Source organism: Fimbriimonadaceae bacterium (assembly GCA_019454125.1).
In the GTDB taxonomy this organism is placed as follows: Bacteria; Armatimonadota; Fimbriimonadia; order Fimbriimonadales; family Fimbriimonadaceae; genus JALHNM01.
This window is the reverse complement of sequence record CP075365.1, coordinates 1,076,722-1,088,784: the sequence shown is the minus strand read 5'-3', so window position 1 is coordinate 1,088,784 and position 12,063 is coordinate 1,076,722. Positions and strand designations below refer to the sequence as shown.

Below are 12,063 nucleotides of genomic sequence, written 5' to 3'. Positions count from 1 at the left end.
GCCTAACACCGGAGGACGGTGGAACAGCAGACGCATCGTTGCGGCAGTACAATCGAGGCTCCATGGCCAAGACGCTCTTTGAGAAGGTGTGGGAGGCGCACAAGGTGGAAGACCTCCCGGGTGGAGGCGCCTTACTCTATATCGACCGGCACCTGGTCCATGAGGTCACCTCTCCCCAGGCCTTCGACGGTCTGCGGGAAGCGCGCCGCAAAGTCCGGAGGCCGGACCTCACGTTTGCGACGGTCGACCACAACGTGCCGACAGACGGCCGGCCGATTGACGAGACCACCCTCAGCGGCAAGCAGCTTGCCGCACTGGACCGGAACGCTTCCGAGTTCGGGGTGCCCCTTTTCGGCTACAACGACCCTCGCCAGGGCATCGTACACATCATCGGCCCCCAGCTCGGCCTCACCCTGCCCGGACTGACAATCGTCTGCGGCGATAGCCACACCTCTACCCATGGGGCCTTCGGCGCCCTCGCCTTCGGGATCGGCACCACCGAGGTCGAACACGTCCTTGCCACCCAAACCCTGCGGCAAGCGACCAAGCCAAAGACCCTCGCGGTCGAAACCAGCGGCCGGCTCCAATCAGGCGTGACCGCTAAGGACATCATCCTCGCGATCATCCGCAAGCTCGGAGCGGGCGGGGCCGCGGGCTACGTGGTGGAATACCGTGGCGAGGCCATCGTGGACCTACCGATGAGCGGGCGCATGACCATCTGCAACATGAGCATCGAGATGGGGGCTCGCGCCGGCATGGTGGCGCCGGACGAGACGACCCTGGCCTACGTCGCCGAAGGCGACCGCCCCTTTGCGCCCAAAGGCGCGGACTTCGACCGGATGGCGGAGTACGCCCTCTCCCTTCCCACCGAACCCGGGGCCGTCTTCGACCGGACCGAGACCCTCGCGGTGGACGTGCTCAAGCCCCAGGTGAGCTGGGGCACGACCCCGGCCATGACGGTCGACATCGACCAGGCCGTTCCAGAACCGCACGACGCCAACGAAGAGCGCGCCCTCCGCTACATGGGGCTGACCCCCGGCACGCCTATGGCGGGGCTCCCGATCGACACCGTCTTCATCGGCTCTTGCACGAACGCACGCATTGAGGACCTTCGCGAGGCCGCTCGTATCGTCCGTGGGCGACGCGTCGCATCGACCCTGCGCGCCTTGGTGGTTCCGGGGAGCGCCAGCGTCCGCGACCAGGCCGAGAAAGAGGGCCTTGCGGACGTGTTCAGGGAGGCGGGATTCGAGTGGCACAGGGCGGGTTGCTCGATGTGCCTGGGCATGAACGGCGACATCGTGAAGCCGGGCCACCGGAGCGCTTCGACCTCGAACCGGCCCTATGAAGGCCGTCAGGGCCCCGGCGCTCGGACTCACTTGGTCTCGCCGCTCACGGCCGCCGCGACCGCCCTGACCGGTCGGCTCACGGACGCGCGGAGCCTTTAGTCACGGCCAGCCAGGCGATGGTCTCTACGAGCTCGTTCGGCGGGAAAGGCTTGCCCAGGTGCCAGTCGTAGCCAGCGCGGATCGCGGTCAGCCGGTCGTCCGGACGCGCATAGGCCGTGAGGGCGAGGGCCGGCACCTGGCGCAGCTCGCTGTCTGGCAAATCGCGCACCATCCGCATGAAGTCGTAGCCGTCGGTGCTCGGCATCCCAATGTCACTAACCAAAAGGTGGGGACGCGCGGTGACCAGCTGCACGAAGCCCTCGTTGACCGATCGGCAGGCGGTCACGGTCGCGCCGTGGCGCTCCAGGAGCGTCTTCACCATCTCCAGCGTGTCCTCCTCGTCATCGACCACCAGAATGTGCAGCCCCTCGAGCAAGAAATTGCTCGGGGACTCGAAGGTCGGGACGCTCACCGCTTCATGCGGCGAAGGAGCGAAGATCGGCAAGCGCAACGAGAACACGGCCCCGGCGCCCAGCCCGTCACTGTGCGCGGTTAGCGTGCCCCCGTGAAGCTCGACGATATGCCGCGCTACCGAAAGCCCGATGCCCAGCCCACCCGTCTCGCGGGTCGTCGAGGAGTCGGCCTGCTTGAATCGCTCGAAGACCTGGGGCAGGAACTCGGGCGAGATACCCTTGCCCTCGTCTCGCACCCTAAGCTCACATGTGTTCTCTTCCGAGGTCAGACTAAGCGTGACCGTGGAGCCGGGCTGACTGAACTTAACCGCGTTTGAAAGGAGGTTCCAGACCACTTGCTGGAGCCGGTCGAAGTCGCCAAGTACCATGCAGGTCTCTTCCAGACCCCTGGCATGGATGCGGATTGACTTCGCGTCCGCGGTGGGCTGTATCGTTTCGATCGCCGCCCGGGTCGGCGCAGCCAGGAGGATCGGTTCGGAAGCGATCGTGAGCTTGCCCGAGGCGATCCGGCTCATGTCAAGCAAGTCCTCGACAAGTCGGCTCTGAGTCTTGGTGCTGCGTTCAATGACGGCGAGCCCCTCCTCCAACTGCTCATCGCGCAGGGGCGAGCGCAAGATGTGGCACCAGCCCAGGATGGCGGTCAAAGGCGTCCGGAGCTCGTGGGAGAGCGTCGAGACAAAGTCGTCCTTGACCTGGTTGAGCCGCTCGGCCTCGGCCCTGGCCGCCTTCTCGCTCTCGAGCAGGCGCTGGTTCTCGGCCTCGGCGAGCCGACGTGCGGCGACTTCTGCAGTTAAGTTTTCGTTCGTCTCGGCCAATTGGGCCGTGCGCTCCGCGACCTGCCGCTCGAGCATCGCCGGGCTCGGCACGGCAAGAGCGTGCGGGATCAAAGGCCAGAGCACGATGGCCGTCACGATGGAAACAAAGGCGGTCACCGCCTTCACCAAGCCATCGATTTTATAAAGGGGCGTCCACAGGTTCGCAACACCAAAGAAGTGGGTCGTGCCGCAAGCCAAGATGAACACAGCGAAAAGCCAGATGACCCAGTTGAACCCTAAGTCCTTACGCTTCAGGGCAAAGGTGAGGAGCGCAATCGGGATGGAGAAGTACGCGATCCCGATCAGCATGTCGGACACCAAGTGCAGCCACACGACCGGCTGTTCGAAGCCCATGCAGGCGATGCGCGGTGTGTACACGGAGTCCAAGCGGCTCCAAAACGAGCCGCCCCCAGTCGCGGGGGCCTGTGACGAGCCCGTTTCCCAGCTGCCGCCCAACCTGAGGAAGAGGATGCCAAAGGCGACGGCGCTCAGGGTGACAACGGCTAACACACCCGACCAGACTCCGGACAAGACGTACTTTCTCATATCAGTGTCTTGTGCACCTGAGGAACTTCTGATCATGGTCGCTGCTCTAGGGCTAAAGCAAGAGCAGCAAGGGTCTTGCCTTAACAAACGTGCCGTCGCAAGGGACAATAGGACGTTTTGGCGTTCGATTACGACCTTGGCCTTCTCGGCGGGGGCCAACTCGCGCGGATGACGATCATGGCCGCGCAACGGATGGGGTTGCGTTGCCTCTCGCTAGACCCCGGCCGCGGCACCCCGGCCGGGCATGTTGCAGACTCCATTGAGGGCCCGCTCGACGACGCCGAGGCGATTGCCGAAGTCTGCCGCCGTTGCCACAGCGTGACGCTGGAGAACGAGTTCATCCCGGCGGACGTGCTCGAAGCGGGAGTCCTGGCGGCGGGCCGCGCCGCAACGGCGGTGACGCCTGGTTGGCAGACGCTCGGCTGGATCAACGACAAGCTGCGCCAGCGGGAGAGGTTGGCCGCCGCATCCGTCCCAAGCCCGCACGCCATCGCCCTCACAAGCGCCGCCGACGCCTCCGCTTTCACGACGCCGTACGTGATCAAAGCGCGTTTTGGCGGCTACGACGGGAAAGGCACCCGCACCGTCCGCTCCGAAGCGGACTTGCACGCGTTCACGGACTTTTGGCAAGGGGGGGGCTGGCTCGCCGAAGAGTACGTGCCGTTCCGCCGTGAGCTGGCGGTGATGGTTTACCGCTCGCCGAGCGAGACGGGGACCTTCCCGACAATGGTCACCGAGCAGGTCGACCATGTCTGCGACGTCGTTTACCCGGCCGACGTCGAAGCAAGCGAGATCGCCATCGCCGCGGTCGAGGCGGTCGAGGGTTTCGGGCTCTTTGGGGTCGAGCTTTTCGAACTGGAGGACGGCTCGTTCCAGGTCAACGAGATCGCGCCGAGGCCGCACAACACGGGCCACTACACCCTCGATTGGGGCGGGGTGAGCCAATTCGAGCAGCACGTGCGTTTGGCAATGGGCGCCCCGTGCGTCGAGCCGGAGGGGCAGCTGGCGGCCATGGCGAACATTCTCGGCCAAGGAACCCCCGGCGAAGGGTCCGGCGACTGGCGGCCCGCCATGCGGGCCATGTTGGAGGCGGTGCCCGAGGCCCGGTTCCACTGGTACGGCAAGGGCGAGAGTAGGCCGGGCAGGAAGATGGGGCACATCAACGCCGTCGGCCCCGGCGCAGTCGAGACCGTGCGCCGCGCGCGCGGGCATTTCTACCGATCCTGGCGTTCCTGAACCCGCCGAGCCCCGCTGGTAGACTCAGAAGCGTGCTCCTTACAGAGCCATGGGCCGAGGTCGTCGCCACAGTAGACGCGCGCCTCGGGACGCTCCTCCCTCCGGAAGACACTTCCCCTTCACGGCTGCACCGCGCGATGCGCTACGCAGTCTTGGGTGGAGGCAAGCGCCTGCGCCCGGCGATGTGCCTCGCAGCCGCGGTGGCCGCCGGTGGCGAGGCCGTTTCGGCGCTCGACGCGGCCTGCGCCATCGAGTTCACCCACTGCTTTTCCCTCGTCCACGACGATTTGCCCGCCTTGGACGACGACGACCTTCGTCGCGGGCGACCGACCGTCCACCGGGCGTTCGACGAAGCGACTGCGGTGTTGGCCGGGGACGCCCTCTTCGCCCTCGCGTTCCGAACCTTGGCCGAATCCACCGCGCCTCCGTCCGCCCTCGCCGAGCTTGCCCGAGCGACCGGGAGCGACGGTCTGGTCGGCGGTGAAACGCTCGACCTAGAGGCGGAGGGCCAAGAGACCACCCTCGAGGCCCTTCGCGAGATACACCAAAAGAAGACCGGCGCGCTCATCGCCTGCGCGTGCGCGGTGGGAGGTCTTTGCGCCGGTGCACCGGAGGGCGTTGTCGCTTGCTTGAGAGAATTTGGCGCGACAGTCGGACTTGCGTTCCAAATCATCGACGATGTCCTCAACGAGACCGCGACCACAGAGCAACTTGGCAAAGCCGGGGGATCGGACCGCGAACGCTCCAAAGCCACCTACCCTGCGAAGATTGGCGTGGAGGCGAGCCGCCTGGAGGCCCATACCCTTCTCGCCCACGCCGTCTCCGGCCTGCAGGACGCGCCCGGGGACCCCACCCTTCTCATCGAGATCGCGACACGATGCGTAGATCGGACCAGCTAGCCAGCTTCGGCCCAATCGCGGAGCACTACGACGTGCTCATGCAGAACGTGCCGTACGACATGTGGGTGAGCTATTACGAGCTCTTGCTCTTGCAACTCGACGCGGATCCCGCGACGCTGCTCGACGTGTGTTGCGGCACGGGGACGGTCGCCGAGATGCTGGACGCGAAGGGCTATTGCCTGACCGGCTTCGACCTCAGCGAGGCGATGGTCAAGGAGGCTAAGAGGAAGGCTGAGGCCGGGCGTCTGGAGATCGACTACCACGTGGCAGACGTCGCCGAACTCGCGCTCGGCCGTCGGTTCGACGGGGCCTATTCGTTCTTTGACAGCTTGAACTACGTTGTGGACCCGGGCCGGCTACGGCTCGGACTGGCGCGTGTGGCCGCGCACCTCAGCCCGGGCGGCACCTTCATCTTCGACCTCAACACCGCCTACGCGTTCGAGAAGAAGATGTTCGACCAGAGCGAGAGCCGCGCCAAGGCGCCGATCCGCTACAAGTGGAAGGGCGACTACGACCCCGGCACGCGCGTGATCCATGTGGCCATGGAGTTCGAGCGGGACGGGGTGGTCATGCACGAGACACACGTGCAACGGGCGCACCCCGAGGAGGAGGTCCGGGCGTACCTCGCCGAGGCTGGATTTGTCGAGATCCGAAGCTTCAACAGCTACACCTTGGACCCGCCGCGCAAGCGGAGCGACAGGATCCATATCGCCGCGTGCCTCCCTTAGGCGGGGGCCGGACCGCGCCACCTTGCGTGGCCGCACGTCTAGAATCATCGTAGCAATGCTTGCTTTCGTCCTCGCTTTCGTCGCCAGGCAAGAGGCCGCCACGGTAACGCTCGGCCCCGCGGAAGACACTGTCCTGGACTCGAGCCAACCCGAGATCAACCTTGGTCGCGACCCGATCCTCGTGGCTGGCCCGGGCAAGGTGGTCTTGGTGCGCTTCGACACCTTTCGCTTGGGCGAAGGGTTCACACCGACCGAGACGGCGCTCCGGCTGACGATGGCCTCGGACTCCGTTCCCCGGCTCAAGTCAGTGAGGCGCATGGTCGTCGGCTGGGGCGAGGGGCCGGGCAAACCTTTCGACCCGCCCATCGACCCCGAGGACAAGACCCCGCGCTTCGCCGCAACCTGGAAGGCGCGCTGGACCCATGCGCCGAACGGCGCTTGGGACTCGAACGGAGCTGCCGGAGAGCGGGACGCGATCGATGTCGAGGGCGCGGCGGGCGTCGTTCAAGAGGGCCAGTTCGTCATTGCGGGCCTCGGGCGTATCGTCGAGGACTGGGCGAGGCACCCGTCCCGGAACTACGGCTTGCGGCTTGAGTTCGAGGGCGAGTGCGCATTCGTGAGTTCGGAGTCGCCCGAAGGGCCGAGCCTGGTCGTGCGCGGCACGAGGGCCAGCGCTCCGAGCGGGCTGCGGATCGAATCGGTCGTCCCCGCCGCGGGCGACGGCCAATGGGTCGCGACCCTACGGAACTACGGCAGCGCCGAGACCCAAGCCCAGAAGGTGACGTGGTCGCTGGACGGGCGGCAGGTGGCAGAAAGCCGGGCGCCTGCCGTCGCCCCGGGCGAGACGGCCACGGTCGCCGCGCCGATCCCCGCACGGGCGATCGCCGGCGATGAGAGGTTCAACCGCCTCGTCGTGGAGACCGGCGGCGCCTCCGCATACACTTACGCGACCGGCCAGCCCGTGAGAATCTCCGGGGACCGCGGGCTGGGCGATTGGGTGGGCCAGGTGAACGAGGCCCTGGTGCGGAGCCGCTTTTCGTTCGCCGCCGACGGGTGCCGGATGCGCGTCCGGCGGGCCTCGGAAGGGGAGCCTGCCATCGAGGTCGACGGCACTGGACTGGAGCCAGGCTCTGCGGAGCTCGCGAGACGTGTGCTCCGCGCGCTCACGGTGTTCGGAGACTCGTGGCGACAGCCGCCGGACGGCTCCGCGCGGATCGATTTCGGAGGCGGCGCGATCCCGGACACCCGGGACGACACGTTCTGGCCGTCCTTTTCGCCCCTGCCCGACTTTCCTTGGGGCGCGCCCGAAATGGACCAACTGAACCTGACGCCCAACGAGGGCCTTGGGGGCGCGGAGGTCGCGGTCCTGAACGAACTGGCGGGCAAGCCTCTGGCCGCCCGGGCGGGCCTGCAGCTTAAGCCGGAGGCGACGCTCTTCCTAAGCTTGGTCGACGATGCGGGACAGCCCCTTTCAGAGACGTCCGTGACGCTGACGCCTTATGCCGACGGTCAACCGTCGGCTTCGGCCCGCCAAGTGAACAAGCTCACGGGGGCGCAGGGCGACATGATGGCGGGGCGCGGCACCGCGCTCTTTGGCGAGACCCTCGACCCGGGCGGCAAGAACGGCTGGGTGCGGATCGACGCGGAACGGGGCACGGCGCGGGGAACCGCCTGGCTTCCCGCCTACGAGGTGCTTCGCGAGATGGCGCGGGGCCGCAGCGCGGCAGCCTTTATCAAGGTGCGCGTGCCCATGACCAACGGCCCTCTCCGCGAGGAGAACGCCGCCCTGAACCGGGCCGTGACCGACAGCGGGGGCCGCTTCCCCGCCCAGCTGCTCGCTCTGGTGGATGGGAACGCTGACACCACTGTCACCCTGGAAGGGGACAACGCTTGGCTCGAAGTGGACCTTGGACGCGACCTCCTCGTCGGCGAGGTGACACTCCACGCAGATTCCTGCGAGGCGAGCGACTTGGTCATCGACGTCCGGACCACGGGCGAAGCCGTCTCTGACTCCCGCATCTGGATTCGGGAGCCCTATGCGAAGCTCCGCTTTGTCACCTTCGACCAGAAGGCAACGTACCGGGCGGGCGGGGTCCGTGCCCGGTTCCTGCGCGTGCGCCTGCCGCGCGGGGGCAGCCTGACTTTGCGCGAGCTCCAAGTCAAGACCCTCGCCGAAGGATAGCGCTCGGCGACCGGGAATGGGCGCTCGTCCAAGTGCCTATTCCTTGCTCGCGTTTACCGCTTTGTTACCTGTCGGCACTGCTTTCGCCGGGTAACGTCGGCAAACCGATGGCGACTATTCGGCCTTTTCGCGGACTTCGTTATGCCGAAACCGCTGGCGACCTGAAAGACCTGGTCGCGCCGCCCTACGACGTCATTAGCGAGTCGCAGAGGGAGGAACTCGCCCGCCGCTCGCCGTATAACGTCGTTCACCTGACGTTGCCGGAACAGGAGGAAGGCGACCGGTCGAAGTTCGTGAAGTACGCCCGTTCGGCCGCCCGGCTGGAAGATTGGAGGCGCGAGGGCGTCCTGGCCTTAGAGCAGGAGCCCGGCTTCTATCGGTATACCCAGACCTTCACCGTTCCGGGAAGCGGCGAGCGCCTGAGCCGCACGAAATTGATCGTGCTGCTGAAGGTCGAGCCTTATGCGAACGGCGTCGTCCTGCCCCACGAGCAGACGTTCCCGAAGCACAAGGAAGACCGACTCCGCATTCTGGAGGCCACGCGCTCCCACCTGGAGTGCATCTTTGGGCTCTATGAGGACGACGACAACGCCCTCCACTCGCTGGTGACGGGCGCCCCCGCGCGCGCTTTGGCCGACATCGTCACCGACGACGACGGCATCGAGCACCAGTTGGAGATCATCGACGGCCCTGAGGAGACCGCGAGCATCGTGACAGGCTTAGCCGCCAAGCGTCTCTGGATCGCGGACGGGCACCACCGCTACGAGACGGCGCTGGCCTTCCGCGAGGCGCTTGGCCAACGGGACGGCTTGGTCGCGGAAGACTTCATGATGATGGCGGTCTGCAGCATGACCGACCCCGGTTTGGTGCTCCTGCCGACCCACCGGATCCTCAAGACGATGCCGATCGACGCGGCCGAGCTGCGCAAGCGAATGTCCGAGGCGTTCGACGTCTTCGACTGCCCGAACGACGGCCTCATGACGCGGATCGCCGAGGTCCAGCAAGGCGGGCAGATCGCCTTCGGCGTGGCCCTTCCGGGCGGACAGGGCTTTGTGGCGGCCGCTTCGAGCGCGGACGCGATTGCAGGGCAGATCGAGGGGGACGCCTCCCTTTCGCTGAAATCGCTGGACGTCTCGATCCTCCACGGCTACATCTTCGCGAAGCTTCTGGGCCTGACCGGCATGGACTTTTTCGGCTACACGAGGGACGAGAAGGAGGCGGTCGGCGCCGTCGAAGAGGGCTCTCCGGCAAGTTTCCTCATGAATCCCCCGACAGTCGAAGACATGAGGCAAATTGCCCTCGGCGGGGAGAAAATGCCACAAAAATCCACCTATTACTACCCAAAGTTGCTAAGTGGGCTTGCGATCTGGTCGTTGAAGGACTACTAAGTAAGAGATGGTCGTCCACTTGCTGGGCACCGGCGGGGCCGATGGAGTCCCTGCCCTGTACAGCGGCTCTCGCGTGAGCCAATACGCGAGGCAGCACGGGGGAAAGGACGTTCGGAGTCGTGCCGCCGCCGTCGTCGACGAGACGCTGAAGCTCGACTTTGGGCCGGACACGTGGCACCAAGTGACGGCGAACGGTCTCGACGCGCGAGACTGGACTGGGGTCGTCTTCACCCATAGCGACGCCGACCACTTCGCAGTGGAAGAACTGCAGTACGTGCTCTACCCCTTTAACGAGTGCGAACTGGCCGAGTTCACGATCTACGGCAACGAGGCGGTGACCCGCACGATCGATGCCCGCTATCCGGACTGGCCCTTCGAGCTGGTGACGACGCGGAGCTATTGCCCCGTCCGCCACGCGGGATACCTGCTCACCCCGATTCGGGCCAAGCACGGCAATGGCATGGAGGACGCCCACAACTGGATCGTGCAAGACGGGCACCGCACCCTTCTCTACGGCACCGACACGGGGGTATGGGAGGAGGAGACGTGGGAGTTCTTGAGCGACTTCCGGTTCGACTGCCTGGTGCTTGAATGCAGCGAGGGGTTTGTCCTGACGCCCTACAACGGGCACCTGGACATCGACGAGTTTCGGCACGTCGTCGCCCGCCTCCGTGGGTCCGGCATCGTGGACTCTGGCACAAAGATCGTGACGACGCACCACAGCCACAACGGCGAGGCCACCCACGAGGAACTCTGCCAGACCCTGGAACCGTTCGGCGTGACCGTCGGCTACGACGGCCTGAAGATCGAGTTCTAGACCGTTTTCGGAGAATTGCATCCGAAAGGTTGCCTTTTCGCGAATCTTGTGTGCCATGATAATAGGCAACCGAGAGGTTGCATATGGTGAGTATTCAAGACAAGATCGAGAAGGAAATCCTGGTCCAGGCCAGCGCGGAGCGCGTTTACCGCGCCGTTTCGACGCCCGAGGGCATCGGCACCTGGTTCGCCGACGGCGTGGAAGGCACGATGAACGTGGGCGACCAGCCCCTGGTCGATTGCGGAAAGTACGGAAAGTTTCGGTATGCGATCGTCGCCGCCGAGCCGCCCAGCTACTTCGCCTACCGATGGGTGAGCGGGAGCGAGTTCGTCCCCCAAGGCTTCGAGGGCGACCCCCTTCAGCACCCGAACACGCTCGTCGAGTTCTTCATCGACGAGGTGGACGAAGGGACGCGGGTTCGTGTGGTCGAATCCGGCTTTGCCTCGCTACCGGAGGCTTACGCCGCGCAGAACTTGAAGGACAACACGGGAGGGTGGTCCGAGATGCTGGAGCACCTTCGCAAGTACGTGGACGCAGATTGAGCCAAACGGACGCAGGGTGGGGCAAGATGAGGGGGACACCGCGTGAGTGAGAACGTCGCCCTCGTCTTCCGCGCACTTGGCGATCCAATCCGTCTAGAGATGCTGCGCAGGCTGGGACCGGAGAAGCCCCAGCCGATCTCGCGGCTATCCGACGGGCTCGGAATCAGCCGGCAAGGAGCCCGCAAGCACTTACAGGTGCTGGTGGAAGCGGGCCTGGTATGCCTGCGGCCCTCTGGGCGCGAGACTTTGGTCGAACTCAACGAGGGCGTGCTCGACATGCCCCGGCGGTTCGTCGCGGAGCTTGAGGAGCGCTGGGATGCCCGGCTCACTGCCCTCAAACGGTCGCTGGAGGAAGATTTGGGCACAGAAAAGGGCCCGCCCTAGCTAACTAGGACGGGCCCCGAGCACGGGCCTTACCGCGCGCGGCGGCGAAGAAGGGCGGCGATGCCAAGGCCGAGAGCGGCCATGGAAGCCGGTTCCGGCACGGCGGCGAGCTTTACCGAACCACCACCGGGAATGCCTTGCAGGTGGATCATGGCGAGGACGTCATCGCGGTTCCCGCCCTGCGGGACGGCGTTCGAAAGGAACGAGGACGCGGTGAGGCCGGTGCCCGTGAGCATGAAGCTGACCGATTCACCCGGCTTGAGCCGATTGGCTCCACTGTTCGCACCCGAGACCTGGAACTCCTGGCTGAGGTCGAAGTTGAGGCCCGCGTCCAACAATCCATTCAGCGACTGTTGAATGCCGCCGTCGAACTTGCTCGCGGGGGTTTGGCCAGATTGGACCAGGAACACGTACGGGTCTACGTTGAGGTAGAGCTTGGAAATAAACTGGCCCGCGGCGGAGCTCGCGTTGTGGGTGAGGGTCAGCGTGACCGTGTCCGCAGCCGTGTCCACGATCTCCAGGGTCGCAATGTTCGTCCCGACCGGGTTGTCGCCGGTGACCTTGGTGTCGAAATCGAAGGTGATGGCTTGGGCCACCCCTGTGCAGAGCAGAATTCCTGCCACGTTCAAGGCGAGCGCGAAAGTTTTAGTCGTCATGTTCAAGAAGTC

11 protein-coding genes are annotated in these 12,063 nt (G+C 65.6%); 9 read left to right on the top strand and 2 right to left on the bottom strand.

Features of this window, described 5'->3' with window-relative positions:
• Positions 1 to 62 precede the first annotated feature (62 nt).
• Positions 63 to 1,445, top strand: a complete 1,383-nt coding sequence (gene leuC / locus KF733_05360; protein ID QYK56910.1) for a 3-isopropylmalate dehydratase large subunit — start codon at positions 63 to 65, stop codon at positions 1,443 to 1,445.
• Here the strand turns inward: leuC and KF733_05355 are convergent.
• The gene (locus KF733_05355; protein ID QYK56909.1) at positions 1,423 to 3,219 is read right to left on the bottom strand and encodes a response regulator; all 1,797 of its coding nucleotides are present in this window, start codon (positions 3,217 to 3,219) and stop codon (positions 1,423 to 1,425) included. The genes leuC and KF733_05355 overlap by 23 nt on opposite strands.
• Before the next feature lie 117 nt (positions 3,220 to 3,336).
• On the opposite strand from KF733_05355, the gene KF733_05350 reads away from it, so the two are divergent.
• The 8 genes from KF733_05350 (at position 3,337) to KF733_05315 (ending at position 11,395) form a co-directional block, all read left to right on the top strand.
• Positions 3,337 to 4,455 carry an ATP-grasp domain-containing protein gene (locus KF733_05350; GenBank protein ID QYK56908.1) on the top strand — a complete coding sequence of 373 codons (1,119 nt, stop codon included), beginning with the start codon at positions 3,337 to 3,339 and terminating at the stop codon, positions 4,453 to 4,455.
• A 32-nt stretch (positions 4,456 to 4,487) separates the two neighbouring features.
• Positions 4,488 to 5,354 (top strand): polyprenyl synthetase family protein, encoded by an 867-nt coding sequence (locus KF733_05345; protein ID QYK56907.1) that lies wholly within the window; start codon positions 4,488 to 4,490, stop codon positions 5,352 to 5,354.
• Complete coding sequence (locus KF733_05340) at positions 5,333 to 6,082, top strand: class I SAM-dependent methyltransferase (protein QYK56906.1); 750 nt, start codon at positions 5,333 to 5,335, stop codon at positions 6,080 to 6,082. The genes KF733_05345 and KF733_05340 overlap by 22 nt, the downstream gene beginning before the upstream one ends.
• 55 nt (positions 6,083 to 6,137) lie before the next feature.
• Positions 6,138 to 8,264 (top strand): hypothetical protein, encoded by a 2,127-nt coding sequence (locus tag KF733_05335; GenBank protein QYK56905.1) that lies wholly within the window; start codon positions 6,138 to 6,140, stop codon positions 8,262 to 8,264.
• Between the two features lie 107 nt (positions 8,265 to 8,371).
• Positions 8,372 to 9,652 carry a DUF1015 domain-containing protein gene (locus KF733_05330; GenBank protein ID QYK56904.1) on the top strand — a complete coding sequence of 427 codons (1,281 nt, stop codon included), beginning with the start codon at positions 8,372 to 8,374 and terminating at the stop codon, positions 9,650 to 9,652.
• A 7-nt stretch (positions 9,653 to 9,659) separates the two neighbouring features.
• On the top strand, positions 9,660 to 10,469 hold the full coding sequence (locus KF733_05325) for a hypothetical protein (protein ID QYK56903.1): 810 nt from the start codon (positions 9,660 to 9,662) through the stop codon (positions 10,467 to 10,469).
• 83 nt (positions 10,470 to 10,552) lie between these two features.
• On the top strand, positions 10,553 to 11,011 hold the full coding sequence (locus KF733_05320; protein ID QYK56902.1) for an SRPBCC family protein: 459 nt from the start codon (positions 10,553 to 10,555) through the stop codon (positions 11,009 to 11,011).
• Between the two features lie 42 nt (positions 11,012 to 11,053).
• The gene (locus KF733_05315) at positions 11,054 to 11,395 is read left to right on the top strand and encodes a helix-turn-helix transcriptional regulator (GenBank protein QYK56901.1); all 342 of its coding nucleotides are present in this window, start codon (positions 11,054 to 11,056) and stop codon (positions 11,393 to 11,395) included.
• Between the two features lie 29 nt (positions 11,396 to 11,424).
• On the opposite strand, the gene KF733_05310 is transcribed toward KF733_05315, so the two are convergent.
• Positions 11,425 to 12,051 (bottom strand): PEP-CTERM sorting domain-containing protein, encoded by a 627-nt coding sequence (locus KF733_05310; protein QYK56900.1) that lies wholly within the window; start codon positions 12,049 to 12,051, stop codon positions 11,425 to 11,427.
• Positions 12,052 to 12,063 lie beyond the last annotated feature (12 nt).

Coding starts and splice junctions, on each gene's coding strand:
- leuC (QYK56910.1), top strand. CDS start 63: ATGGCCAAGACGCTCTTTGAGAAGGTGTGGGAGGCGCACAAGGTGGAA.
- KF733_05355 (QYK56909.1), bottom strand. CDS start 3,219: ATGAGAAAGTACGTCTTGTCCGGAGTCTGGTCGGGTGTGTTAGCCGTT.
- KF733_05340 (QYK56906.1), top strand. CDS start 5,333: ATGCGTAGATCGGACCAGCTAGCCAGCTTCGGCCCAATCGCGGAGCAC.
- KF733_05335 (QYK56905.1), top strand. CDS start 6,138: ATGCTTGCTTTCGTCCTCGCTTTCGTCGCCAGGCAAGAGGCCGCCACG.
- KF733_05330 (QYK56904.1), top strand. CDS start 8,372: ATGGCGACTATTCGGCCTTTTCGCGGACTTCGTTATGCCGAAACCGCT.
- KF733_05325 (QYK56903.1), top strand. CDS start 9,660: ATGGTCGTCCACTTGCTGGGCACCGGCGGGGCCGATGGAGTCCCTGCC.
- KF733_05320 (QYK56902.1), top strand. CDS start 10,553: ATGGTGAGTATTCAAGACAAGATCGAGAAGGAAATCCTGGTCCAGGCC.
- KF733_05310 (QYK56900.1), bottom strand. CDS start 12,051: ATGACGACTAAAACTTTCGCGCTCGCCTTGAACGTGGCAGGAATTCTG.